Raw genomic sequence first — 24,831 nt, 5'->3', positions numbered from 1 at the left:
CTGACCACATATAAACGACAATATCAATTCAACCTAAAAAACCTGGGCGTGATGTCCCACCCAGGTCCACTGTTCACCTCATTGAATTAAAAGGTTTCCACCTTACCAAGTTCACAGTAATGAACGGCAATATCGGCTCCTATATGAGCATTATGCTTCACGAGGGCAATATTTGCCTTAAGGCTCTTTCCATCTGTTAACTCTTTCACTTTTCCAAGAAGGAAAGGTGTGGCTTCCTTACCTGAAATCCCCTGTACCTCCGCTTCCTTCAATGCCATTTCGATTATCTGATCCATCTCTTGTTCATCCAATGCATCCGTTTCAGGTATCGGGTTAGCCACAACGACCCCTCCCTTTAATCCAAGATCCCATTTAGCTTTTAGTATCGCAGCTGTTTCACCAGGAGTCTCGACTTTATAATTCACTTTATAAGGACTTTTTCTTGTGTAGAATGCCGGCAATGAATCGGTTTTAAAACCTAAAACGGGAACTCCTTTTGTTTCTAAATATTCGAGGGTCAAGCCGATGTCCAATATCGATTTCGCTCCTGCACAAACTACCGCTACATTCGACTTCGCCAATTCCTCCAGATCTGCTGAAATATCCATCGTTACTTCTGCGTTTCGATGGACTCCTCCAATCCCCCCCGTCACAAATACAGAGATGTCTGCAAGCTCCGCACAAATCATAGTCGCAGCAACCGTTGTCGCCCCGTCTTTTTTAGAAGCCAGGATATACGGAAGGTCCCGGCGGCTGGCTTTGATGACTGCTGTGGCCTGACCCAGATATTCTAGCTCTTCATCGGATAATCCTACTTTTATTTTCCCATTTAATATCGCGATCGTTGCCGGTACTGCACCCTTTGAACGAATGATATCTTCCACTTCACGTGCGGTCTTTACGTTTTGAGGATATGGCATCCCATGAGAAATGATTGTCGATTCTAAAGCAACGATGGCCTTTCCCTTTTTTTGGGCTTCCTGTACTTCCTCTGAGTATTCTAAATATGAATTGATGTCCACGTACTTATCCCCCTCTATTAATAATAAAGACTAAACTCTTGTTGCAACTTGCTCTTATTCAATGTCGGTGCCACCGTATATTTTGATTGGAGGGTGATCGATGAGCAAACGACGCCGATCCTGCACGCCCCGTCGGTATCGGATCCCTTTAGATAGCCGAATAATATCCCGGCAACTAGGGCGTCACCTGCACCAGTTACGTCCTCGACATCAACCTTTGGTGGCAATACGGCCCTTGCTTCTTTGTAAGTAGTGTAATAGATTAGCCCTTGATCCCCCCTTGTAATGACGACTCGCTCCGCCCCTTTCAAGGTAAGGGCTTTCGCTGCTTTGAAATAATCTCCTTCTGTTTCAATCTTCATATCTAAATACACTTCAGCTTCTCCTTTATTGCATATAAACCACGTAACTCCTTCTAAAGAGGTGGGGAGCTTTTTTACCTTGGGTTCTGAAACAGGAATCACCGTCAGTGGTATTCCTTCTGTGTGACACCTTCGAATAATGTACTTTAGGACATAATCAGGAAAATTAGTATCCAATATCACCATTTCGGACGACGATATCAAACTCCATCGCTTTTCGATAAAGTCAATGTCAACGCTTTCATAAATGTCCATATCAGCCAGGGCAAACATCATTTCACCCTTTTTATCCAAAATCGCCGAATACGTTCCTGTATTTTCATTTAACAGTCTCTGGGAACCAGAAATATTAGCAAAAGATTTTGTTTGGGCCAAAAGCCAGCTGCCCCCTGTGTCTTCTCCTACTACAGTAACCAAATTAGCATCTCTACCCAGTCTTCCAAGGTTCTCGGCGATATTCCTCGCCACTCCGCCACTTGTTTGTTCCGTTCTTGCAGGATTTGATGTTTCAGGTATCATATTTCCCTTCAACTGCATCTTGCGATCTATATTCGCGCCACCTATGCATGTGATACCATTTTTCTTCGGCAATACGTACGCACGACCCAATAGTTTTCCCTGCTTTACCAGATTCGAAATGTAACCTGCTACTGCTGATCGGGAAATTCCACTTCGTTCTGACAGCTCCTGTTGGGTCATAAACGGATTTTCCTCGATGTACGACAATAAAAGCTTTTCCTTTTCGTTCAATTCTCCCACCCCTATAAAGAAAATCAACTTTTGTTAATATTCTAAACTTTTGTTTTAATTTACACAAGTTGGAAGATAGTAATCTTCAAAAAAAAAAATGGAATGGGGTTTCTGTGCAGAAAACCCATTCCATTCGGTTACGATATTTTCTTTTCTTTTACCTGACCAGTATCCTTCAAATAGTATTCATCCGATGTAAAGAATTCGTCCGTCAATCTCTTAACCTCTTTGCTCAAGAGTAGGACTGCAATGATATTCGGAATCAAGATTGCCACTAGTGCCAGGTCAAGAAATTGCCAAATGACTTTCGCTGCTCCGACAGAACCAAGAACGATGGCGATGGTATAAACAATTTTGATTGCCTGTGATGCTTTCCAGCCGAATAGGAATTCCGCTTGCTTTGCTCCATAAAAGACGATGACGATAATCGTCGACAAGACGAAGAATAGTAAGGAAATCGTTACGAGAATTCCGCCAAATTCTCCAAAATAACTGCTGAAAGCTTCTGTCGTAAGAGCAGAAGGGTCATCCAGTGCATTTTCTGCAGTCCAAACCCCTGAAGATAATACGACGAATGCCGTGGCCGTGCAAACGATGATTGTATCAATTACAATTCCCACAATCGCCCAAAGTCCCTGTCGCACAGGATGATCCGTTTGTGCTGCCGCATGGGCAATCGGTGCGGTTCCAAGACCTGCCTCATTCGAGTACAATCCCCGGGCAAATCCCCAACGGATCGTCTCAGCTACTGCTACACCTGCGAATCCGCCCATCGCAGACATGGGTTGAAAGGCATTGGAAAGAATTAAACGGAAGAATTCAGGTACGGCGTCCATGTTCATAAACAGGATCACGAGTGCACTTCCTACATAGATCAGCGCCATGAACGGTACGAAGATTTCCGTTACTTTACCAATTCGCTTGATTCCTCCAAATACAATCAACACTACGATAAGTGCCACCACAATACCTGTGATGAGTCCATTTATATGGAACGTTTCTTCTACTGTTGAAGCAACAGCATTCCCTTGGACCATGACACTCGGAATCAACTCAATCATAAGGGCAAAGGCGAACCATACACCTAACCATTTCATGTTCAAGCCTTTCTTCATGTAGTACATGGGACCGCCTACATACTCTCCCTTTCCATTCTTCTCACGGTACCTTACAGCCAGGACGCTCTCTGAAAATTTCAGAGCCATTCCGATTAATGCAATTACCCACATCCAGAAAACAGCTCCTGGACCACCGAACATAATCGCGGCCGGGACACCTACGATATTCGCCGCCCCGATCGTAGACGACAGAGCTGATGTTAAAGCCTGCAGCGGAGTCACTGTACCTTCACCCTTAGGTTTTTTAAATACACTCCCTACGGTTTGCTTAAAAATATAAAGCGGATACCGAAATTGTATAAATTTCAATAAAATTGTTAAGTACAAGCCTGTTGCTCCTAGGACAATGATTAACGGGGGACCCCATAACCATGCAGAAATCTTACCTATGATGTCAAAAAAAGTCTCCAATCATGCTCCTCCTCTTGTAGAGGCCATGGCTAAGGTTTGGATGAATTCACGGGGGCATATGAATCAGTCTAAAATATGTATAAAACTTGTCATTCTTCTATTAGAGACCCCCGGATCCAGAAAAATTAGCCAGTGCTTCTAAATCGTTTTCCTGACTTTTCCCTTAATAAGGAAGCTCAAAACCTTCTTCGTGAATTTTTTTAAAAATTCTTTCTACATCTGGAAATCCAATAGAAAAATGGTTATGACCACTCAGGAAAAACATGTCATATTTTCGGCTATTTGTTTCTTTACCAATGGCCACAAATGTAGCTAGCGACTATCCCTCATCACCATTTGACAAATTCGGTTCATTTCCCTGGAAATGTGCCAGCATTTGACCATAAAAAAGACTGCAGCCGACATTCAACTGCAGTTCCTGAAGTTTATTCTGTGACTCTTGGCAATATCAGTACTTCCACACGACGATTCTGTCCCCGTCCTTCTGCTGTTCCATTGTCAGCAATCGGCTCAAATTCTCCAAATCCTTTTGCGCTGAACCATTGTGGATCAAGCTTTGGATTGTGCAAAATAATTTTCATGAAATTGACCGCCCTCATGACGCTTAGCTCCCAGTTGGAATCGAATTCTGCATTCCGGATGGGCACATTGTCAGTGTGTCCGCTGATAATAATGTTCCGTGGTGGATTCATCTCAAGCAGACCGGACAATTCGTCGGCCACCCCCAGATCACTCCCCTGCACGGTCGCAGATCCCGAATCGAATAGGACATTGTCCCGTATTGTCAGAAGCAACCCTTCATCGGTCAGTTTCGTGACGAACTGAAGCTCCAAGTTATTCGTTTTGATGTACTCATTTATTTTTTGCTGAATTTCTTTTAACTCTTCTTGATCCTTAAGAAAAGCCTGTTTGTCCAGTTCTTCTTTGCTTAATTCCTTCTCTTTCTCTACATCATGTCCTGAGGAAGCTGCCTGCTTCTCCACCTGATCACTCGACTGCTGAGGTGCCACCGGGCTTGGATGATCCATCATCCCCGTTCCTCCAGTGAAGATTTCATTGAAGACTTCTGAAAGTTCCTCAAATTTTTGAGCGTCCACTGAACTTGACGCATAGAGGACGATAAACAGGGCCAATAACAAGGTGAGTAAATCCGCATACGGGATCAGCCAGGACTCATCCATATGCTCGTCGTCATGTTTCTTCTTACGCCGCCTCATCCTCATCCCCCTTTAGTAGTAAGATCCGTTCACTTGCCGGCAAATAGGACGCAAGCTTCTGTTCAATTACCCGTGGTGATTCTCCTTCAATAATTGAAAGGATACCTTCTACAATCATCATCTTCATCTGGACTTCAACTTTGGACTTCCTTTTCAACTTGTTGGCGAAAGGATGCCAAAGGACGTATCCCGTGAAGATACCGAGCAGTGTGGCAACAAATGCCGCTGATATCGCATGTCCAAGCTCTTCAGTATTGTCCATATGACTAAGTGCTGCGATTAATCCAATGACCGCCCCGAGCACACCAAGTGTCGGCGCGTACGTTCCTGCCTGTGTAAAGATGAGCGCCCCTCCACTATGACGCTCTTCCATTGCGTCGATTTCTTCATGTAGTACATCCCTTATGTAATCCGCGCTCTGGCCATCAACAGCTAAGGAAAGTCCGTCCCTCAAGAAAGGATCGTCTACTTCCTGAGTCTTGGCTTCAAGGGCAAGCAGTCCTTCTTTTCTGGCAAGATCTGCGATTTGAGAGAAAAATTGAATCGTTTGTTTCGGGTCCTGCACTTTTTGTTCTTTAAACAATATGCCAAAAAGCTTCGGCACTTTTTTTATTTCGTGTGTCGGGAAGGCAATGGTCACTGCGGCCACCGTTCCAAGTATAATAATCAATATGGCCGCAGGGTTCAGCAAGGCAATCGGGCTTACACCCTTGAATACCATCCCCACTCCAACCGCTATAATCCCTAAAATGACTCCTATAAAAGACGTCTTATCCATCTGATCGCTCCACCTTACTTCTCGTAGTCTACTATTAGTATCGGATGGAACCTTGGAATATTGAATGAAAGATGCGTTCGAAATTTTCTTAAAATTACTTCTAAAGGTTATTAAAGCGCTATCTATTTATGACGATATAGAGAGTATTAGGTGTCTTATTAAAGGAGAGAATCGTCATGACCCCAAAGCAAATGAAAGAAGTCGACAGTAAAAGAAAGAATCTTCTACTGCTGATTACCTATGGAATCAGCCTGGTAGCCGCCCTTACGTATTCAATCATCCACGAATCGGGCATCATCACCGTTGCTGCTTTTGCATCACAGATCCTGCTTCTGGCCGGATATTTTGTTGTACTTCAATTGATCATGAAAAGACCGCATTACTTTGTGTATTTGAGCATCCCTACTGTGTACGCCATTATGGGAATCTGGCTCTTTCTTGAAGGATCCAACCCTCCTGATTTAGTCATTCTTCTCTTTTTAGCTGTGATCAGTGCCATTCACTTTAATCCTGTCATCTTTGGAATAGGTTACACGTCCGGTCTTGTACTGCTCGTTATGAATGGTGTATTGGCTCCAAAGGGAGATCCGGTTTTCGCCGAATTATTTGTCCCTTCCTTGCTCAGCTATGTATTGCTCGGAATAGTCCTAGGGGTCGTCATCCAATTAAATCAATCACAATTTAAACAGCTTCAAGAATTCATTCACATAACAGAAAGCGAAAGTAAGAAAAAAGAGAATCAGCGAAATTTCTTACAAAAAGAGTTGGCGACAATCTCAAGCAGTATCCATCAAATAAACGATCAGATTCAAACCCATCTCATTTCACATGAAGAAATGAAAACGGCTGTCGGAGAAATTTCGGCAGGAAGCGTCACGCAAAGTGATCAGATCAACAATATCGCCTCCGTAACAGAAACGACGATGAGTAAAATGGAGGAAGTCTCCAAACTCTCAAATGACCTGACAATACATTCAACGGATGCGAACGCCATTGCTGTTTCAGGCAGCGAACGGGTCATTGATCTTCAGGAGAATATGATTGAGTTGAAGAATATCATTGAAGGACTACATCAAACCTTCAAAGAACTTACAAGCAAGATTGAAGAAACCAATACCTTTATCGGAAGCATACAAGACATTACAGATCAAACCAATTTACTCGCATTGAATGCTTCCATCGAAGCGGCAAGAGCTGGTGAAGCAGGACGAGGCTTCAGTATCGTAGCGGACGAAATTCGCAAATTAGCAGAGATCACACGTAACACTGCCACCCAAATCAACGACAATCTTGCTTCCGTGAACACAGCAAACTCTACCGCTGTGGAAATCATGAATCTTAGTTCGGTTAAGCTGAATGAAAATGTGGGGGCAACGGGTGAAGTAACAGAGTATTTCACGACACTCCGAGAGAAGCTTACAGCCTTATCATGCGAATTCCAGCACTTGACTGATACTGCTTCGGATGTAAGAGGACAGACCCAGGATGCTGAACTATCAACGAAAGAATTGGCTGCCGTCATCCAACAAACTTCTGCCGGACTTGAAGAAATCAGCGCAACCATCGAAACCTTGCACGGAGATAACCGGACGATCGCCCAATATGTTCAAGAAACTGCCACAAGCGCCGAACGAATTCAGCGAAGTGTAGAGGAATAAACTATGATACACTAATAACAACATTTACGTTTATAAGGATGTGGCACTCTTGAAGAAACGACTCACCATGGTCATTCCCATCATGATTATCGTAGCTCTGGCAGCTAACTGGATGCTCGGCAAACAATACGCTGAAATTCCGCCTGGATCAAAAGCCATGCTTATTATCGGGGGCGCACTCTTATCCGGGGTCATTTCTTTCTTCTTGTTCAAAGAGGACAAGGACCCGAAATAATAATAAACACCACTTTCGACGATGAAAGTGGTGTTTTTTTTATTTCAGTAGCTTTCCTTCGAGCTTGTGTTCATAATTTTTAAATAAGGAACTATTGGTGTTGATTCTCTTCTTGGAAAGCATGGCATTATACTTCAACATTTTCTCATTCAGGTTCTGTTGCAGCTCCTGTTTATCCAATTCGTTATCACATACTTTGATCAGATCTTCAATACGCATCATTTCTTTTTTCACGTTCATTTCATCCGTTGAGAAGCCAGCATTCTTCATCATTCGATGCGCCATCTTCAACTCTTCTGGGACTCCTAAATCATCGTCCAGATTGAGCGGTTTACCGAAGCCTGGCAACGCCTTAAACTCACCGTCCTCATACGCCTTCTTAATTCGATGCTCAGATACAATCATTGAAAAATCCATCTCTACCCCTCCTGATTCTTTTTCAGTGGAATCGGGTGATCTTTCCATATCGTAGTGACTACGCCCCACCTTTTACAACTAGTATATCTAAATGACCGGGTCACAGAATGAATGAAATGAGTCTATTTTCTGACAATTCATTTCACATATTTTCATTCGAGCTGGAAAAGCTATTTATATACTGGAATAAAAGGAGTGGCGAACATGGCACGTGGTAAATCATTCGATTCAAAGAAAAAAGGACACCCAGGAAACTTCCCTCAAAATAGCACATCAGTAAAGCATTCTGAAGAGGCAGCTGGTGATGAAGAACTGATCGTGACACAGGAAGCCTTTAAAAATCGTGAAGATCACGACGAACATCGATTATAAAATAGAAAAAACGCTAGGATTCCTAGCGTTTTTTCTATTCAGCATGGCGGTATGATGTGAAATTTGTGTTTGGATTGGGACCAAACGTTTTTATATTTTCAACTTTGTGACTTTTATTTTCAAATCCACCACATTTATTTTCAAGTTAAGCATTTTATTTTCAAATCCCCAATTTGATTAAACCGGTACACTTTCCACCTTTGATAAATCCATCGCCGGGCCGAAGAATTCAAAATGGATTGTTGTCACGCCCATTTCTTTCAATGTCGAAATAACCGCTTTCATAAATGGTGCCGGTCCGCACACATAACATGTCGTCCCTTCATCCACATACTGGGAAAGGATGTCTTTGTTCACGTAGCCTTGAAAATGTGATTGGGATTCATCATGGGGATTTTCATAAATATAACAAGTCTCTCCGTTCACTAATTCGTCCATGAGAGTGTCTACTTCATCTCTAAAGGCATGAACACCTTCGTGTTTGCTCGCATGGATAAAAGTCGTTTTCCGTTCAGGTATGTTACGGGCTATTGTATCAAGCATACTCATCATTGGTGTAATGCCAACCCCTCCACTGATCAAAGCAACAGGTGACTGACCTTCCTCTAGATGAAAATCTCCAGCAGGTGCACTGACTTCGATCTCACTCCCTGCTTCGATCTTCTCATGTAAGAAATTAGAAACTTTTCCAATAGGATCGAATTCTGCTTCTTTTTTGACAGAGATTCTGAAGAAGTCTTGACGGGGTGCACTTGATAAGCTGTACTGGCGGATATGTGTGAACTCTTCACCTGGAATGGTCACGCGCACTGAAATATATTGGCCTGGTATATAGGCGGGAACGTCGCCTCCTTCTTTCGGTTGAAGATAAAAGGAAGTAATCACATCGCTTTCCTCTACTTTTTCTGATACAACGAAGGTCTTAAAGTCTCTGTATCCTGCTTCTTTGTACATCTCTTCCTCTACATTGATGAATACTCCTGCGATGACACCGTACGCCTCTCCCCAAGCTTCAATGATCTCATCTGTCGCTGCCTCTCCAAGTACTTGTTTGATCGCTTGAAGGAGATGCTCGCCAACAATCGGATAATGTTCAGGCTTTACGCCTAAACTTCTATGCTTGTGGGCAATCTGCTTCACTACAGGCAGAATCGTCTCGAGCTTATCGATATGTTGAGCCGCTGCATACACCGTATTGGCTAATGCCGTTTGCTGTCGACCTCTTTTTTGATTGGCATGATTGAAAATATTTAATAGTTCCGGATGATTGGTAAATAAATTATTATAAAACACGGACGTAATTTCCGTTCCTTTAACTTCTAAGACAGGGGCAGTAGACTTCACGATTTCAATGGTTTTTTGAGATAACATATTGGTCACTCCTAAAGATATATTTTAAATACACCTTTAGAATACTCTCACCTTCCTTTTAAAACAATATATAAAATACATCTTTAACAAAACAGTCACATTTAGACACAGACTTAATTCCTTCTGTATAATAAAAAAGAACGGAACGGAAAGGTGAGATACATGAGACTAACTTTATACACTGATTACTCACTGAGGGTCTTGATCTATTTGGCATCAAAGCCAAAGGATGAGCTCTCTAATATAAAAGAAATTGCTGATGCCTACAGCATCTCAAAGAATCATCTTATGAAAGTGACATATGAGCTAGGAAAAATGGGGATGATCGACACGATCCGTGGCAGAAACGGCGGTATCAAACTCGCACTATCTCCTGAAGAAATAAATATTGGAAAACTCGTACGGGCCACCGAAGAGGATTTCCACCTGGTCGAATGTTTCGATGCCGAAAATAATTCCTGCATCATCACTCCCGTATGCGGATTAAAACACGTACTCGGCCAAGCATTGAACGCCTATCTCTCGGTCCTCCAAGAGTATAGCTTGGCAGACTTGGTCCAGAATCCAATGGACTATCGGTTCCTTTTCCAGGAAAAGCAGCAGGATGAAAAGTTAACGTAAAGAATGAAACGCGCCTATTTCCATAGTTGGATAGGCGTTTTTTTGATGGCTTTGTATCAAGGTAGAGAGGTTGTATTACTCATTAGGATTCCAGCTCTTTCAAAATCCCCATATAAAAGAGGTTTTTGGAAGGTAAGTTAGTTATGTTCAGCTGCTGAATTCAGCAACTGAACTTTAAATGACCTGCATTCGTTTAACAGTTACTATTTACAGGTAATTTAACTGTTAAACTATGACCAATATTCACCTGTCAAAAATCCGTTATTTTTTGACAGGTGAACAACCATCGCATAACTCCCAAAATAAAAAGCCTGTCTCCAAACTGAAAACAGGCACACTCCCTTACTTCTTACTCTCACTATATTTAAATGTCATAAAAACAAACAGGAAAAAGCTGAGTAGTAGAGTGCTCCCTCCAACTATGTAGAAGACCGTTGTAAAACTGCTCGACAGGTTGAAAGGGTTTAAATTGTACATCCACATTCCAACAGTCAATCCAATTGAACCGATGATCGCCGTCCACACATGTGCGAATGCCAGTTTAGAAGATTTCGGCACTTGATAGGAGCGGTAATAAGAGGAATATGCAAACAAGCTCAGCCAGCCAACAACTAAAATATGAGCGTGAATGGGCTTAAATGCATAGGATCCTGCCCCAGCCATATGTGACCCAAGAAATGCTCCGATAAACCCATAAATGGCTGACATTCGTAATAGTAGTACATTCCACGGCATTGTTTCATCCCCTTTATCTATAATCATGCTCCAATCATTATAGTATAGTTGTCAGCAGCTATGCTATGTTCATGTTGTAATGCCATAGAACGTTCATATTCTTCGTGCACCTCACAAATACTTTCTTATTGTATTGCATACGATACAAAGATAGGTGTAAACACTTGCAAACCGTGTAGGCACTGATACAATAAGAATGTAATAGAACATTCTGAAAAAAGGAGAATACATATGTCTAATTTCCAACAAAATCTTGAGAAATACGCAAGTCTTGCTGTAGAAGTCGGAGTGAATGTCCAAAAGGGACAAACGTTGGTCATCAATACGTCCATCGATTCTGCAGAATTCGTCCGTTTAGTAGTAAAAAAAGCCTATGAAGTAGGAGCTAAGCATGTATACGTCAACTGGAATGACGATATGGTCAACCGCACGAAATACGATCTTGCTCCAGACGAAGCATTCCAGGAGTTCCCTCAGTGGAAAGCACGCGAAGTGGAAGAGCTGGCTGAAGGCGGAGCTGCTTTCATGAGCATCGTATCGTCAAGCCCTGACCTATTAAAAGGTGTCGATCCTGAACGTATTTCAAACTTCCAGAAGGTTGCCGGCAAAGCGATGTCCAAATATCGTCAATTCATTCAATCAGATAAAGTGAGCTGGTGTGTGCTTGCAGCGCCTTCTAAAAATTGGGCTGCAAAAGTATTCCCGGATGCTTCTGAAGAAGAGCAAGTAGACCTATTATGGGATGCGATCTTCAAAGCGGTTCGTGCTGACCAAGCTGATCCAGTACAAGCTTGGAAAGACCATGACGCAAACCTTCACACAAAAGTAGAATACCTGAACGAAAAGAACTACAAAAAACTTCATTACACAGCTCCGGGGACGGACCTTACCATCGAGCTTCCTAAAGGCCATCTATGGGTAGGAGCTGGAAGTGTGAACGAAGAAGGAACTACTTTCATGGCGAACATGCCAACCGAAGAAGTCTTCACGGTTCCTCAAAAAACGGGTGTAAACGGTACAGTATCAAGTACGAAACCACTTAGCTACGGCGGTAACGTGATTGACAATTTCACAATAACATTCGAAAACGGACGAATTGTGGATGTAAAGGCAGAAGAAGGCGAAGAAATCCTGAAACGTCTTGTGGATACAGATGAAGGATCTCATTACCTTGGAGAAATAGCCCTTGTTCCACATAAATCCCCTATCTCTCAATCGAACGTGTTATTCTACAACACATTATTCGATGAGAACGCCTCAAATCACCTTGCGATCGGTAATGCTTATGCATTCTGTATCGAAGGCGGCAAGAAAATGAGCGAAGAAGAGCTAGAGAAAAACGGCTTGAACAACAGTATCACACACGTTGATTTCATGATTGGTTCAGACAAAATGAACATTGACGGCGTGAAAGAAGACGGCTCGACTGAAGCAGTATTCCGTGATGGCGGTTGGGCGTTTTAAGTAAATATGCATTGGGAAATCCCTGAAGGAAGCTTTGGCTGTCTTCGGGGATTTTTTTGAGGATGTGGTGGTGGACGATTTATGTATGGGGTTGGGGTTTGGTTGAGTTGAGTTGAGCTTGGTTGATCGAGCGCTCAATCAAATGGATACTTTTGTAAAAAGACGCATAAATTCAATTTTTGACGCAAATCCATTCAAAAACGACGCAAATATCAAAAAAATGACGCATAAATTTTTATTTTGACGCAATAACCTTGAAAATGACGCAATTCCCGGCCCACAACAGATTAATCCAGCTTATCATATACTAAATATCAAGAAAGTTAGTCCCTTTCACACCCATTCCAGTCTATATTCCCCTCTACCCGTACTGCTTCGTCAACGCAATCGCAGAAATTGTAGCACCTGCTGCCTGGGCATAGCTTCCGAATGCAGTGATCTGCAAACCTAACTCCTTCATTTCGTTTACGATATATACTTCTCCTATCGCTTCAAGGGCTGCCCCCAGTGATTGAATGGTATTTCCCGCAGCAAGAAGGTTTGAAAACTCTTTAGTACTCAAAGTCGCTCCATACGCTTCCAAGCCAGCACCAATCGATTGAACTGTGTCCCCGAATATATCAAGATTTAAGCCTTCCAGCTCCCCTCCTTCAAATTGCATCTCAGCCGCTATAACGTTGGTTACGTTACCAGATGCTTGAATCCAATCTCCTATCACTCTGAAGTTTTCACCAATTGAACCATCCGAAAGCTTTTCAGCACCTACCGCCTGCAAAGAGTTTCCTGCGGCTTCAAATCCATTTCCGATGGAGACTAATCGTAGTCCGAGAGGCTCCTGGTCGTAACGTTCTTCTCGAATAATCATGGTTTCCCCGATCGCAGCAATCACTGTTCCGGCCACCTGGGTCCACACTCCAGTAATGAGAATAAGCCTATCAATCACCTCCGTCCACCGTTCCTTTCCTCTCAGTACTTTTAATGTATTCAAAAAGGTGAAATTGGTATCTCAAGCCCGGAAATCACTTTGAGTAAATATTTTGTAAATACCAGTAAATGAGTCTTGTTTATATTGTCCTATCAGGCTATGATATTCTAGTTCATCTAGTGTTTCATGAGGGGAGGAATATAGATGAGAATACGGGATTGGGATCGTAATTTAAAGGTCCGGCTGTTTGGGGAAGCAGCGATTAACATTACTTTCTGGATGTTTTTTCCTTTCTTGACCATTTATTTCACGGATTCATTCGGAAAGCAGACGGCTGGATTACTATTGGTACTTTCGCAAGTATTTGCCGTGCTGGCAAATCTAATGGGTGGCTACTGCGCGGACCGCTTCGGGCGTAAGCGAATGATGGTTATCTCGGCGTTCGGACAAGGCTTAGCATTTTTAATCTTTGGACTTGCCAGTTCACCATGGCTTGATTCTGCCATGATCGGCTTTATCTGTTTTAGCTTAGTCGGGGTATTCGGTTCGTTTTATTGGCCGGCCAGTCAGGCCATGGTTGCTGATGTGGTGGATGAAAAGGACCGAAGCCATGTATTTGCAGTCTTTTACACATCTATTAATATCGCGGTGGTCGTCGGGCCGATACTCGGAGGCATTTTCTATGTCCACTACCGTTTCCAACTTTTAATTGCCGCCGCACTTATATGTATGCTCCTTGCTCTTCTTTTATATAAAATGACAAGAGAAACAGCACCAACTGATAAGAACAAACTTCTTGTCACTGAAGGAAAAAAGAAAGCCTGGCATAGTGTAATATCGGATCAATTCAGGGATTACAGTGTTATTTTCAAAGACAAAACGTTTTTATTGTTTATTTTAGCTGGTGTTCTTGTAGGTCAAACGTTCATGCAACTTGATCTGTTGATTCCTGTATATATTAAAGATGTCGTGGACCAAGCCACTCTGTTCAGCTTCGATAACTGGTCATTGACCCTCGTAAGTGAGCAGGTATTCGGCTTAATTCTATCTGAAAACGGGTTCCTCGTGGCCCTACTTACTGTGGTGATCACGCGATGGATCACGAAATTCCGTGAGCGCAATGTGTTCATCCTGTCTTCTATCATTTATGCGGTTTCGATCTTTATGTTTGGACAGACCAGTTCTGTGTGGATGTTTGTCATCAGCATGGCAGTATTCACTTTCGCAGAGTTGATGACTGCCGGTATTCAGCAAAGCTTCGTCTCGAAGCTTGCGCCAGATCATATGCGTGGACAGTACTTTGCTGCTGCCAGCCTTCGCTTCACGATTGCGAGAACGATTGCGCCATTATCTATCACCTTGTCACTTTATGTAGGATATGATTGGACGTTTATCATTCTGTCGATCCTTGCTCTAGTTAGTGCTGCACTCTTCTTTGTCATGTTCGAGCGTTTTGAAAAAGAAGAGCAGGAAATGAAAAAAGCTGTTCACTAAAAAAAGGAATGATCCATTGTGGATCATTCCTTTTCCTTCCTATTACAGTCCTAAATTAGAACCTTCATCATCAGACTGTAGCATTGTATTTAGACCAAGATCTGTAGAAAGACCAAGGTTGAATTCAGAGTCTGAAGAATCTTCATTCTCCCATTGAGTGTAGCTTGCATCTGCATTTACACCAAGGTTAGACATTAGAGAAGATTCATCTTCTTCATGAGAAGACAAGAATCCAAGAGTTGTATCCGTACCAGCATTTAATCCGGCACTCGTATACTCTTCTTCTTCAGAATCCATTGATTCAGCCCATAGTCCTGCTTCAACTGCGTTCATGACAGTAGCAGCAGACTCGTTATCTTCATCGTTCGTCATAGCACCTAGCATTAGGTTGTTCGCTACGTTTGTTTCAAACTTAGAATAGTCGTCGCTGTTTTCAACTGTTGTCATAAGAGAAGTATCGTTCATCGCTTCTACTTTAGACGAGTCACCATCTTCTTTATCTTCTGTTCCCAATACAAGACCATTTGTAGATTCAGTACCAAATGACGCTTTAGAAGAATCGTCTTCGCTGCTTTCAGCACTTACCCAAACATTTGAATCGGTCATAGCATCAGCCATTACTTCATTATCTTCATCAGATGCAGAAGCATTTAGACCAGAAGTAAGGTTTCCAGAAGTAGTAGTAGCATAAGAATCATCTTCTTCATTGTACATTGTTTCATTCATGATCCCAGCATCTGTTTCTGCATTCACTTCTGCTGATTCGTCTTCTCCTTCAACAGCTGCATTCACATCTTGAGACGCTCCCGCTTCTGTTTTTGAAGTAGCTGAATCTTCTTCTACCATTGTTTCGTTCATAACAGCTGCGTCTGTGTCTGCATTCACTTCTGCTGATTCATCTTCTCCTTCAACAGCTGCATTCACATCTTGAGATGCTCCTGCTTCTGTTTTTGAAGTAGCTGAATCTTCTTCTACCATTGTTTCGTTCATAACAGCAGCGTCTGTGTCTGCATTCACTTCTGCTGATTCGTCTTCTCCTTCAACAGCTGCGTTTACATCTTGAGTCGCTCCTGCTTCTGTTTTTGAAGTAGCTGAATCTTCTTCTACCATTGTTTCGTTCATAACAGCTGCGTCTGTGTCTGCATTCACTTCTGCTGATTCATCTTCTCCTTCAACAGCTGCGTTTACATCTGAAGTAGCTTCCGCACCATTTTTAGTAGTAACAGAATCATTTTCTTCATCAACGACAGTTTCGTTTACTACGTTTGCATGGGCATCCGCATTTGCATCCGTATTCGATTCTTCGTCTGATCCACCGATGTTCAATCCCTTTAATAGACCATCTTCAGAATCAAGGATGTTGATATCCTCAAGGATTCCATCGTTGCTGTTAAGCAGTGAATCATTCCCTGCCGCTAAGCTTGTGTGACCTCCGATTGCTAGACTTGCTGCTAATCCACCTGTCATTACTAATGTTCTAAATACGCTTTTTCTCATTTTATTTTTCTCTCCTTTTAAAAGTTTTTAGGTTTATATACTTTTGAAAAGAAGAGAATCTTGAGGTGGTTGGGACGGTGGTGCGTTTAACCACTGATCATAATAGAGATTCTTTTTCTCATATAAACTGGCTTTTTGGAAGTTGACGGCCACTGCTTGCTGGTCCGACAAGTACCATGAAGAGCTAGATCCTGAGACTTGCCCATTCATTCCACTCGTGGTTGAAGACTGACTTGTAGAATTCATGGTTGTTGTCGTTAACACCGGTTCCATCTTCTTGGTAGGCGTGAAAGGACGTTCCTTCTGATTTTTCGGTTCTTCAACCTTGAAGGTTTCCTTTGGCTCAACTTTAGCCGGTTTGGTAAGTATAGAATCTTTTAATTGTTTTGCTTTGCTTATTTTAATGGGCTTTTCATCAGTATCTTCAGATGATGATTCAGCAGGGACATCTTGTTTAAATGTTTCCTTCTGAACATCTTCTTTCTCCATTTTTTCTTCATCGTCTACCTTATTGTCAACAGAAGGCTCATCGTTTACTTCTGTTTCAACGATTCCAGTGTCCACTTTTACCTTTGGGTCCTCGGAAACCTCGGTATCGACAACCCCTGTATTCATTTTCACTTCAGGGTCATCTGAAAGGTCGACTTCCAGGAGAGGCTTTTCGTCTGATAAAGAATCGGTAACAGGTTCTGTCGTTTCTTCCACCGTGTCCGTGACCGTTTTGGTCGTCGATTCAACTGAATTGGTTACCGTTTTCGTTGTTTCTTCAACAGTATTTGTAACGGACTTCGTTGTATTGTTTACCGTTTCCGTTACAGGGGCCGCTGAGTCCCCTACGATATCAGCAACCGGTTTTGTTGTGCGTTGGACGGTTTTGTCTACAGTATTTCCGACCGTTTTGGTTGCGGAATTGACTGTATTTGAAACGGTCCCAGTCGTATGATCAACCGTTTCTGTCACCGAATCAACCGTATTGGAAAGTAAATTCCCTTTTGATTGATTCTCATCCTTTGAAGTTGTACTTTTCTCTTCAGTGGAAGGTTTGTCCTTCTCCTCGTCAGGAGCGGATACGGCCTCATTCACTGTTGACGTTGCTTCATCAGTGACAGCGTTGACTTCTTTTGTCACATTGGAGAGAAGTCCGCCCTCTGCAGAAGCAAAGGTAGGAATACTGATGACTCCCAGAAATAGCAAAGCCTGAATTAGGCGTTTTTGCACTGCGTCTTGTCACCTCCTTCCGATTCGCTTTTATTGAGTGTGGTGTACCTGATACTGGCACCCTCCATCCAATTTTCACAAAGCTAACGAAGATGGTTCAATTTTGGATCACATTTTTTCAAAAATAATTTATTTTCCCTGAAAAATTTTCAGAAAAGGATGAATCCGAAGAATTCCCTTCCACCCCTTTTATCCTGAATAATGAGATGTTACAATGTACAACCGTAAGCAATCTTAACGTAGCTCGGAAGCGAAGAGTTAGTCGGAGATTCCAATCATTACTAAGCAAAGAAAGGATGTTGATTTCAATGCATAAAGGAAGCAAAGGCTGGTACGTACACGAACTAAAAAAAGCAGGCGTACGCCACTACGAAGAACGCTATGTTGAATCATACAAAAAACACGTTCTTGCAAACCTATTAGAACGTACAAAATAAACAGATTTAGAGGGACGGACCTCGATTCCTATGACCTGGTCATAGGAATGAAGGTCCGTCCCTCTTTTTATAGTAGAAATGAACCACCACCTTTTGCCATCAGTTTTTTCGAAAAAAATTGTTGTGATGAGCTTTCTTCCTGTGATAGAGTAAAGAACATATTTCAAACATAACTTCATACGAATTCCTTATATATCTATGGTGATATGGACCATAAGTCTCTACCTGGCACCCGTAAAGTGCCGGACTATAAGGAAAGTCTTATCTATATGCTATATTCATTGTGTGTGGAGACTTTCCCTATGTGTATTAGAGAATGTCTTCATGCACTTTTTTATTTGTCTTTTTGAGAAGTCTGACATCATACGACATAAACGAAGGATTCGATGAAGAAACTATTTTGGAGGATTGGTATTATGAGTTTGGTGTATGGCATCTTATCTTTACTTGGCGTTTTATTTTTAGCATGGATTTTGAGTAGCAACCGTTCAGCCATCCAATGGCGCACGATTGTCATCGGCATTTGCCTTGAGTTTTTACTCGTTCTTTTTGTATTAAAGGTTCCATTTGGACAAAAAGTATTGGAGAAAGCGGCTTTGGGTGTGCAGAAGGTTATCGATTTCAGTAATGAAGGAATTATGTTTGTCTTCGGTGGATTCTTTGAAAAGGGCACGAACATCTCCTTCGTTTTTGCGATAAATGTTCTTGGAGCCATCATCTTTATTTCTGCCCTTATTTCAGCACTTTATTATCTGCGAATCATCCCATTTTTCGTGAAATATATCGGAATTGGATTAGGGAAGATCTTAGGGACAACAAAGGTTGAATCATTCAATGCGATTGGGAATTCATTCCTCGGTTTAGCAGAAGCTCCTTTACTGATCAAACCTTATTTAGAGAAATTAACACGTTCTGAGCTCTTTGCCGTGATGGTCGGAGGAACAGCATCGGCAAGTGGAGCCATTCTGATCGGATACTCCCTGATGGGGATTGATATGAAATTCCTGCTTCTATCTGTGTTCAGTGTTCCAATTGTGTCTCTTATCATGGCTAAGATCATCGAACCGGAAACAGAAGAATCCAAGACGAACGGTGATATTTCTTTAGGAAAAACTACTCATACGAACGTTTTTGAAGCTATTTCAGAAGGTGCCCTTAGCGGAACTCAATTGGCTATTAACATTGGTGGGCTGCTGATTGCGTTCATCGGTATCCTGGCCGCTGTAAATGGATTATTAGGAATAGTCGATACTAGCCTTTCAACGGTATTCGGCTACGTCTTCTATCCATTCGCCTTATTGGTAGGCATCCCGATGGATGAAGCATTTCGTGCAGCTTCCATCATTGGAACGAAACTTTCAGTGAATGAATTTGTGGCATACAAAGAGTTATCAGGCATGATGAACGAGCTTTCACCGAAAACCATCGCGATTCTTTCTGTTGCACTTTGTAACTTTGCCAACCTGTCTTCCATCGGACAGTTGATCGTCGGACTTGGTTCACTGGAGCCGACTCAACGTCCTATGGTTTCAAAGTTGAGCTTAAAAGCTGTCCTTGCAGGCACTCTGGCTAGCTTTATCACTGCTATTATCATTAGTATATTTCTATAATTTTTTCTAATCATGTTTCTTCCATCGTCATTTAGTGAATAGTAGAAGGTAGCAATCTTTTTTCATATTGATAACGGAAGGTGAATCCATTGAGAGAAAAAAAATTTATGAAAGAAACGAAAACAAATAAAACGACCCACGTTCTTCCGCCGGACACGAACCATCACGGTACTCTGTTTGGTGGAAAACTGATGGCCTATATAGACGATGTGGCTTCTATTGCCGCAACCCGACATGCCCGCAAGTCCGTCGTAACGGCTTCCACTGATTCCGTCGACTTTCTTCAGCCTATTAAAGTCGGGGATGCCGTAACGTTAGAAGCGATCGTCACCTATACCGGACGAAGCTCTATGGAGATTTGTGTGAAAGTGACTTCGGAAGTCCTTCTCACAGGAGAAACCAATGTAGCGGCCATTTCCTTCCTGACCTTCGTCGCATTGGAAGGCAATAAGCCAGCCATCATACCTGAAGTCGTTCCTGAAACAGAAGAAGAAAAATGGCTGAATGAAACAGCCAAAAACCGTGCCGATCACCGTAAAGCACGCAAAAAACATAGTGAAGAGTTAGCGGATTTTTTCCGCAAAGCCTATTAATTTTCCGGAGATGCTTGCTTTAGAGCATCTCTTTTTTTTATGAAAAGCTGGCGTTCGCCGTTAAAATCGTGATTTCGCCGATAAGTGGTGTGATTTCGCCGTTATATTGAAAATTCCGCCGATAAAATCATGATTTCGCCGTTATCCCTCAATGATAGTCCCCATCAATGACCCCTCCGCAAAACCTCTCACCCCCTATCCGATCTGAGAAGCTACATACCCAGATAAATAGTCCACTCCCATCTGCCCATCACTTTTTTTCCACTTCCCCTTCAAAAAAGGTCCGTCCCTCCGATAATAGAGAGGTACGGACATGATAAGTGTCTTATTATTATATTTGGAGGTAACGGTTTGAAGAAAATAATCAGTCTGTTTCTTCTTGTCACTCTTGTTGTGGCGGGATGTTCTACACCTAAAAAAGAAGAAGCCAGCAAAGAAAAACAGCAAAGTATTGGAATCCTTCTCTCGGATACGGGACTTGGGGATGGATCATTTAATGATTCGGCATTCAGAGGACTGGAACGTGCCCGGGATGAATTAGGTATTTTATTTGATTATAGAGAAGCACCAGACGGCAATTTTGAAGAAGCCCTTCAGGAACTTGTTGATCAGGGACATGATCTTGTAATCGGACTCGGATTTTCGATTCAGGACCCTATTGAAAAAATAGCAAAAGAAAACCCTGACCAAAAGTTTCTATTAATAGACGGGTTTTCTGAACTGGATAATATAACATCGATTACATTCAAGGAACATGAAGGAAGCTTCCTTCTAGGGATGGTTGCCGCAATGAAATCGAAAACAAAAACGCTCGGATTCATCAGTGGAGCAGATGTACCTGTCATCCAACGCTTTGAACTAGGCTTTGAACAAGGTGCCAAGTATATCAATCCTTCTATTAAAATAGTAAAAGATATTGCCAACAACTTCGGTGATTCCGAATTAGGACGCAACATAGCGGAGAAGCAAATAAAACAAGGTGCAGACTTCATCTATCCTGCCGCCGGTTTCACTGGGGTCGGAGCGATTCAGGCTGCGCAATCAGCAGGCATTTTATCAGGTGGCGTCGATTCAGACCAATACTTCATTGCAGAGAAGTCAGTAGCCACTTCCATGGTCAAAAAAATCGATAACGCTGTTTTCAACCTGACGAAAGAGCTGATTACAACGAACGAAATCTCTCAGCATGCATATGAACTCGGACTGAAAGAAGACGGGGTAGGGTTAGCCCCGATCCGTGTCATCACCCTTTCTAAAGAAGAAACGAAACAACTAGAAGAGGCAAAAAACAAGATCATTTCAGGAGACATCACCGTTAACATGCAATAAATCTCACCTAAGGAGCAATTTTATGGCACTAAAAAAACGTTTATTGATATTGGGGCTGATCCCCCTTATCCTTTCTACCTTAATCATTGGCTATATCGTTTCACAATTGATTTCACTGCAAAATTCCGCGAACGAAGACGTTCAGGTGCTGCTTGAAACAGAAACACTACGAGGCGATTTGGTTGTCACCAAACAAGCCCTATCTAACTACTCGGTCAATTCAACTGAGGAAAATAAGCAAATGGTAGATGGGCTATTGGAAGAAACCTCCACACAAATATCTGATCTAAAAAAGATCATTTCTGTAAAGAAGCAACAAGATACTTTGTCCACCATCGAAACGAAGTTCACTGATTTAAAAGCTGTTTCCGATAAAGCACTCAGTGAAATGAACAAAGCCGAAATCAAACGGCAATCGATCCGCATTTCCGGGGTACTGAACGATATGTACCTATTAAATAAACAAACAAACGACTGGTATCAAAATCTCCAAAAAGACAACAAGAGTAAAATCCAGTTTATCGTCTGGGCGTCGATTATCGGTTTCATCATTGCTGCAATCCTTTCTCTTGCAGCATCGAATCTTCTATCACGACGCATCGTCAACCCATTGAATCTCATGGTTCAGAATGCTGAAAAAATGGCAGATGGAGACCTTACGATTACGATTGACTCGGTTAAAGAGAAAAACAGTCGATTCGAAGTGGATAAACTCCAAACCGCTTTTCATCATATGGTAGAAAATCTCCGGAATACGGTTCAATCCGTTCATGACATAGGATCAAATGTCGAGAGGTTCACCCAGGATGTTCGCTCCCAAATGGAGAGTTTATCAGAAAGCAGCAATCAAGTTGCACTGTCTACCGAGGAACTGGCAAAAGGAAGTCAATCCATTTCTGAAGATATCCAATCCACGGCTGCTCTCATGGCTGTTATGGGCGATGATTTTGCCCTAAATGTCCAACAAAGCAGCCAATCATCATCAAGCAGTAAAGTGGCACTTGAATCTGTCGACCACGGCCGGACTTCATTAAATAAACAGCAGCAATTTGCTGAAATGATCGCCGACTCATCGTCTACAATCATGGAGTCAGTCGAATCATTTGCCCAGTACACAGGGGAAATCGAGAATGCTGCCCAGGCAGTCAGAGAAATTGCCGACCAAACCAACCTTCTGGCACTGAACGCTGCCATCGAAGCCGCCCGTGCAGGTGATGCTGGAAAAGGATTTGCAGTCGTTGCCCAGGAAGTCCGGAAGCTTGCAGAAGACTCTTCTGTTGCCACCGAGCGCATCGGCAGCATGGTCGGAAATATTAAGAACGGAATCCATTCTATTATGGATGCTTCACAAAAGGGGAAATCCCTTTCTACTCAGCAAGTGGACTCCATGAGTGTGACGGAGAATGCATTTGAAGAGATTTCCGGAAATGTGTCTACCATATTTGAGAACCTTACCAAGCTTGAAGACGGGATGCATGCTTCCACCGAGCGTACCAATCAAGTGATTGCCGCAATCGAAAATATTTCTGCCATTACGGAGGAAACAGCTGCCGGAACAGAAGAGATTTCTTCTTCTACCGAAGAACAACTCCGTTACTTTGAGCAAATGAATGAACAAGTTGGTCAGTTGAACGTTATGACCGTTGAAATGAAGAAAGAATTAGAGCGGTTCACGCTTTGATTGTGGGAAAATGCCTCTTGGTGGGGCATTTTCTTTTTTTGATAGTAGAGATATTGCTGATTCGCTGATATTCATGTTTTTAGGTAGTCCAATGTCTCATTCACAACCATTCAACTAGTCTAAAACACCCCTCTAATTATTACAGAACGTTTAAATTTTTTTGACGTACATAAAAGAAAGGTCCGTCCCCACATACACCCATAGGTATATAAAACCCCTATTTGATAACCTTCTTTTTATATCGTAACGCTTTCATTTTTGTCATGGTTTGTAATAATTTGTCGATGGTAAATATCTCCACCTTCATAACCCACAAAAATCTCCTATACTGTATAGAAGGTTATACTGTCTAGAATTCTTATAGTTGGAGGAATATTGATGTTATCAAACTCTGAAATTGGGATCGATTTAGGAACTGCAAATATACTTGTTTATAGTAAAAATAAAGGAATTATACTTAATGAACCATCCGTTGTGGCGATTGACACAGAAAATAAAACGGTATTGGCGGTTGGTACTGAAGCTAAGAACATGATCGGTAAAACACCAGGAAAGATCGTGGCTGTGCGCCCCCTTAAAGATGGTGTGATTGCAGACTTTGACGTGACAACTGAAATGTTGAAGCAAGTGATGAAAAAAGCGAGTAAGAAATTAGGCTTCTCCATCCGCAAGCCAACCGTAGTTGTTTGTACGCCTTCAGGTGCAACAAGTGTCGAACGACGAGCGATCCAGGATGCCGTGAGAGGCAGCGGTGCGAAATCCGTGACCCTGATCGAAGAGCCTGTTGCTGCCGCAATCGGTGCAGACTTACCAGTAGGAGAGCCTGTTGCCAACGTAATCGTTGATATCGGCGGTGGTACAACGGAAGTTGCGATCATCTCTTATGGTGGTGTTGTTTCATGTAATACGATTCGTATCGGCGGAGACCAAATGGATGAGGATATCGTCCAATATGTGCGCAAACGTTACAACCTGCTCATAGGTGAACGAACAGCAGAATTAGTCAAAATCGAGGTTGGTCAAGCTCTGATTGATCATGAAGAAAGAACGATGGACATTCGCGGACGAGACCTAGTCACCGGTCTTCCAAAAACGATTGAACTTTCATCCAACGAAATCCAGGATGCATTGAAAGAATCTCTTCTTCACATCTTGGAAACGATTCGAGCAACATTAGAAAATTGCCCCCCTGAATTAAGTGGAGACATTGTTGACCGCGGAGTTATCTTAACTGGTGGCGGAGCCCTTCTCAATGGACTACAAGATTGGTTAAGCCAAGAGATCGTCGTACCGGTTCACTTAGCTCCAAACCCATTGGAGTCTGTAGCAATCGGAACAGGCCGATCCCTATCCGTGATTCACAAATTACAAAAAGTAAAATAAGAGATTCAATCCCCCATTTGGTTGGGGGATTTTTTTTTGTATTCAACTCCAAACCCATTTATTTACCCCGCTATCATTTATTCAAACATATGTGATCCAAATACTTATTTCATTCGTTAGCTTATTAAAATTG

The 24,831-nt window shown here is 42.3% G+C and carries 23 protein-coding genes and 1 riboswitch; of the genes, 12 read left to right on the top strand and 11 right to left on the bottom strand.

What is annotated here, in order from left to right; translation table 11 throughout:
* Positions 1–86 precede the first annotated feature (86 nt).
* The 5 genes from FGG79_RS13935 to motA form a co-directional block, all read right to left on the bottom strand.
* Positions 87–1,016, bottom strand: a complete 930-nt coding sequence (locus FGG79_RS13935) for a pseudouridine-5'-phosphate glycosidase (protein ID WP_138779807.1) — start codon at positions 1,014–1,016, stop codon at positions 87–89.
* A 23-nt stretch (positions 1,017–1,039) separates the two neighbouring features.
* The gene (locus FGG79_RS13930; RefSeq protein WP_240794305.1) at positions 1,040–2,143 is read right to left on the bottom strand and encodes a carbohydrate kinase; all 1,104 of its coding nucleotides are present in this window, start codon (positions 2,141–2,143) and stop codon (positions 1,040–1,042) included.
* A gap of 128 nt (positions 2,144–2,271) precedes the next feature.
* Positions 2,272–3,663 carry an alanine/glycine:cation symporter family protein gene (locus tag FGG79_RS13925; RefSeq protein ID WP_138779326.1) on the bottom strand — a complete coding sequence of 464 codons (1,392 nt, stop codon included), beginning with the start codon at positions 3,661–3,663 and terminating at the stop codon, positions 2,272–2,274.
* Between the two features lie 425 nt (positions 3,664–4,088).
* On the bottom strand, positions 4,089–4,880 hold the full coding sequence (gene motB, locus FGG79_RS13920) for a flagellar motor protein MotB (RefSeq protein ID WP_138779324.1): 792 nt from the start codon (positions 4,878–4,880) through the stop codon (positions 4,089–4,091).
* Positions 4,867–5,658 (bottom strand): flagellar motor stator protein MotA, encoded by a 792-nt coding sequence (motA, locus tag FGG79_RS13915; protein WP_138779322.1) that lies wholly within the window; start codon positions 5,656–5,658, stop codon positions 4,867–4,869. The genes motB and motA overlap by 14 nt, the downstream gene beginning before the upstream one ends.
* 176 nt (positions 5,659–5,834) lie before the next feature.
* Here motA and FGG79_RS13910 point away from each other — a divergent pair, with 176 nt between their 5' ends.
* Positions 5,835–7,316 carry a methyl-accepting chemotaxis protein gene (locus FGG79_RS13910; protein ID WP_138779320.1) on the top strand — a complete coding sequence of 494 codons (1,482 nt, stop codon included), beginning with the start codon at positions 5,835–5,837 and terminating at the stop codon, positions 7,314–7,316.
* A gap of 49 nt (positions 7,317–7,365) precedes the next feature.
* Complete coding sequence (locus tag FGG79_RS13905) at positions 7,366–7,551, top strand: histidine kinase (protein WP_138779318.1); 186 nt, start codon at positions 7,366–7,368, stop codon at positions 7,549–7,551.
* A 39-nt stretch (positions 7,552–7,590) separates the two neighbouring features.
* Here FGG79_RS13905 and FGG79_RS13900 read toward each other — a convergent pair whose 3' ends face one another.
* A complete protein-coding gene (locus FGG79_RS13900; protein ID WP_138779805.1) occupies positions 7,591–7,968 on the bottom strand; it encodes a DnaJ family domain-containing protein in 378 nt (125 codons plus the stop codon).
* A 204-nt stretch (positions 7,969–8,172) separates the two neighbouring features.
* Between FGG79_RS13900 and FGG79_RS21835 the strand changes: the two genes are divergently transcribed.
* A complete protein-coding gene (locus FGG79_RS21835) occupies positions 8,173–8,340 on the top strand; it encodes a hypothetical protein (protein WP_171050931.1) in 168 nt (55 codons plus the stop codon).
* 177 nt (positions 8,341–8,517) lie between these two features.
* Here the strand turns inward: FGG79_RS21835 and hmpA are convergent, their stop codons facing one another.
* Complete coding sequence (hmpA, locus tag FGG79_RS13895) at positions 8,518–9,711, bottom strand: NO-inducible flavohemoprotein (protein ID WP_138779316.1); 1,194 nt, start codon at positions 9,709–9,711, stop codon at positions 8,518–8,520.
* A 162-nt stretch (positions 9,712–9,873) separates the two neighbouring features.
* On the opposite strand from hmpA, the gene FGG79_RS13890 reads away from it, so the two are divergent.
* Entirely contained in the window at positions 9,874–10,332 is a 459-nt protein-coding gene (locus tag FGG79_RS13890; protein ID WP_138779313.1) for an RrF2 family transcriptional regulator, read from the top strand.
* A 342-nt stretch (positions 10,333–10,674) separates the two neighbouring features.
* On the opposite strand, the gene FGG79_RS13885 is transcribed toward FGG79_RS13890, so the two are convergent.
* Positions 10,675–11,067, bottom strand: a complete 393-nt coding sequence (locus FGG79_RS13885; protein WP_138779311.1) for a hypothetical protein — start codon at positions 11,065–11,067, stop codon at positions 10,675–10,677.
* 231 nt (positions 11,068–11,298) lie between these two features.
* Between FGG79_RS13885 and FGG79_RS13880 the strand changes: the two genes are divergently transcribed.
* The gene (locus tag FGG79_RS13880; RefSeq protein ID WP_138779309.1) at positions 11,299–12,531 is read left to right on the top strand and encodes an aminopeptidase; all 1,233 of its coding nucleotides are present in this window, start codon (positions 11,299–11,301) and stop codon (positions 12,529–12,531) included.
* A 361-nt stretch (positions 12,532–12,892) separates the two neighbouring features.
* On the opposite strand, the gene FGG79_RS13875 is transcribed toward FGG79_RS13880, so the two are convergent.
* Entirely contained in the window at positions 12,893–13,474 is a 582-nt protein-coding gene (locus FGG79_RS13875) for a DUF6944 family repetitive protein (protein WP_138779307.1), read from the bottom strand.
* Between the two features lie 186 nt (positions 13,475–13,660).
* Here FGG79_RS13875 and FGG79_RS13870 point away from each other — a divergent pair, with 186 nt between their 5' ends.
* Entirely contained in the window at positions 13,661–14,950 is a 1,290-nt protein-coding gene (locus FGG79_RS13870; protein ID WP_138779305.1) for an MDR family MFS transporter, read from the top strand.
* 42 nt (positions 14,951–14,992) lie between these two features.
* Here the strand turns inward: FGG79_RS13870 and FGG79_RS13865 are convergent, their stop codons facing one another.
* Positions 14,993–16,447: a hypothetical protein gene (locus FGG79_RS13865; RefSeq protein WP_138779303.1), complete on the bottom strand. Its 1,455-nt coding sequence runs from the start codon at positions 16,445–16,447 to the stop codon at positions 14,993–14,995.
* Between the two features lie 33 nt (positions 16,448–16,480).
* Positions 16,481–17,665 carry a hypothetical protein gene (locus FGG79_RS13860; protein WP_138779301.1) on the bottom strand — a complete coding sequence of 395 codons (1,185 nt, stop codon included), beginning with the start codon at positions 17,663–17,665 and terminating at the stop codon, positions 16,481–16,483.
* A 308-nt stretch (positions 17,666–17,973) separates the two neighbouring features.
* Here FGG79_RS13860 and FGG79_RS13855 point away from each other — a divergent pair, with 308 nt between their 5' ends.
* From FGG79_RS13855 to mreBH, 6 genes are all read left to right on the top strand, one after another.
* Positions 17,974–18,102 carry a DUF2639 domain-containing protein gene (locus FGG79_RS13855; RefSeq protein WP_138779299.1) on the top strand — a complete coding sequence of 43 codons (129 nt, stop codon included), beginning with the start codon at positions 17,974–17,976 and terminating at the stop codon, positions 18,100–18,102.
* Positions 18,103–18,270: 168 nt separating this feature from the next.
* A riboswitch (purine riboswitch) is annotated at positions 18,271–18,372 on the top strand.
* A gap of 146 nt (positions 18,373–18,518) precedes the next feature.
* On the top strand, positions 18,519–19,712 hold the full coding sequence (locus FGG79_RS13850; RefSeq protein ID WP_138779297.1) for a NupC/NupG family nucleoside CNT transporter: 1,194 nt from the start codon (positions 18,519–18,521) through the stop codon (positions 19,710–19,712).
* 89 nt (positions 19,713–19,801) lie between these two features.
* On the top strand, positions 19,802–20,305 hold the full coding sequence (locus tag FGG79_RS13845; protein WP_138779295.1) for an acyl-CoA thioesterase: 504 nt from the start codon (positions 19,802–19,804) through the stop codon (positions 20,303–20,305).
* A gap of 351 nt (positions 20,306–20,656) precedes the next feature.
* Positions 20,657–21,634: a BMP family lipoprotein gene (locus FGG79_RS13840; RefSeq protein WP_138779293.1), complete on the top strand. Its 978-nt coding sequence runs from the start codon at positions 20,657–20,659 to the stop codon at positions 21,632–21,634.
* 22 nt (positions 21,635–21,656) lie between these two features.
* Entirely contained in the window at positions 21,657–23,315 is a 1,659-nt protein-coding gene (locus tag FGG79_RS13835; protein ID WP_138779291.1) for a methyl-accepting chemotaxis protein, read from the top strand.
* Between the two features lie 378 nt (positions 23,316–23,693).
* A complete protein-coding gene (gene mreBH / locus FGG79_RS13830; protein WP_138779289.1) occupies positions 23,694–24,698 on the top strand; it encodes a rod-share determining protein MreBH in 1,005 nt (334 codons plus the stop codon).
* Positions 24,699–24,831 lie beyond the last annotated feature (133 nt).

This window comes from Bacillus sp. BHET2 (assembly GCF_005938125.1).
In the GTDB taxonomy this organism is placed as follows: domain Bacteria; phylum Bacillota; class Bacilli; order Bacillales; family Bacillaceae_B; genus Rossellomorea.
The sequence above is the reverse complement of the archived record's forward strand: the minus strand, read 5'-3'. Positions and strand labels throughout refer to the sequence as shown.

Coding starts and splice junctions, on each gene's coding strand:
- motB (WP_138779324.1), bottom strand. CDS start 4,880: ATGAGGCGGCGTAAGAAGAAACATGACGACGAGCATATGGATGAGTCC.
- motA (WP_138779322.1), bottom strand. CDS start 5,658: ATGGATAAGACGTCTTTTATAGGAGTCATTTTAGGGATTATAGCGGTT.
- FGG79_RS13910 (WP_138779320.1), top strand. CDS start 5,835: ATGACCCCAAAGCAAATGAAAGAAGTCGACAGTAAAAGAAAGAATCTT.
- FGG79_RS13900 (WP_138779805.1), bottom strand. CDS start 7,968: ATGGATTTTTCAATGATTGTATCTGAGCATCGAATTAAGAAGGCGTAT.
- FGG79_RS21835 (WP_171050931.1), top strand. CDS start 8,173: ATGGCACGTGGTAAATCATTCGATTCAAAGAAAAAAGGACACCCAGGA.
- hmpA (WP_138779316.1), bottom strand. CDS start 9,711: ATGTTATCTCAAAAAACCATTGAAATCGTGAAGTCTACTGCCCCTGTC.
- FGG79_RS13890 (WP_138779313.1), top strand. CDS start 9,874: ATGAGACTAACTTTATACACTGATTACTCACTGAGGGTCTTGATCTAT.
- FGG79_RS13885 (WP_138779311.1), bottom strand. CDS start 11,067: ATGCCGTGGAATGTACTACTATTACGAATGTCAGCCATTTATGGGTTT.
- FGG79_RS13880 (WP_138779309.1), top strand. CDS start 11,299: ATGTCTAATTTCCAACAAAATCTTGAGAAATACGCAAGTCTTGCTGTA.
- FGG79_RS13870 (WP_138779305.1), top strand. CDS start 13,661: ATGAGAATACGGGATTGGGATCGTAATTTAAAGGTCCGGCTGTTTGGG.
- FGG79_RS13865 (WP_138779303.1), bottom strand. CDS start 16,447: ATGAGAAAAAGCGTATTTAGAACATTAGTAATGACAGGTGGATTAGCA.
- FGG79_RS13855 (WP_138779299.1), top strand. CDS start 17,974: ATGCATAAAGGAAGCAAAGGCTGGTACGTACACGAACTAAAAAAAGCA.
- FGG79_RS13850 (WP_138779297.1), top strand. CDS start 18,519: ATGAGTTTGGTGTATGGCATCTTATCTTTACTTGGCGTTTTATTTTTA.
- FGG79_RS13835 (WP_138779291.1), top strand. CDS start 21,657: ATGGCACTAAAAAAACGTTTATTGATATTGGGGCTGATCCCCCTTATC.
- mreBH (WP_138779289.1), top strand. CDS start 23,694: ATGTTATCAAACTCTGAAATTGGGATCGATTTAGGAACTGCAAATATA.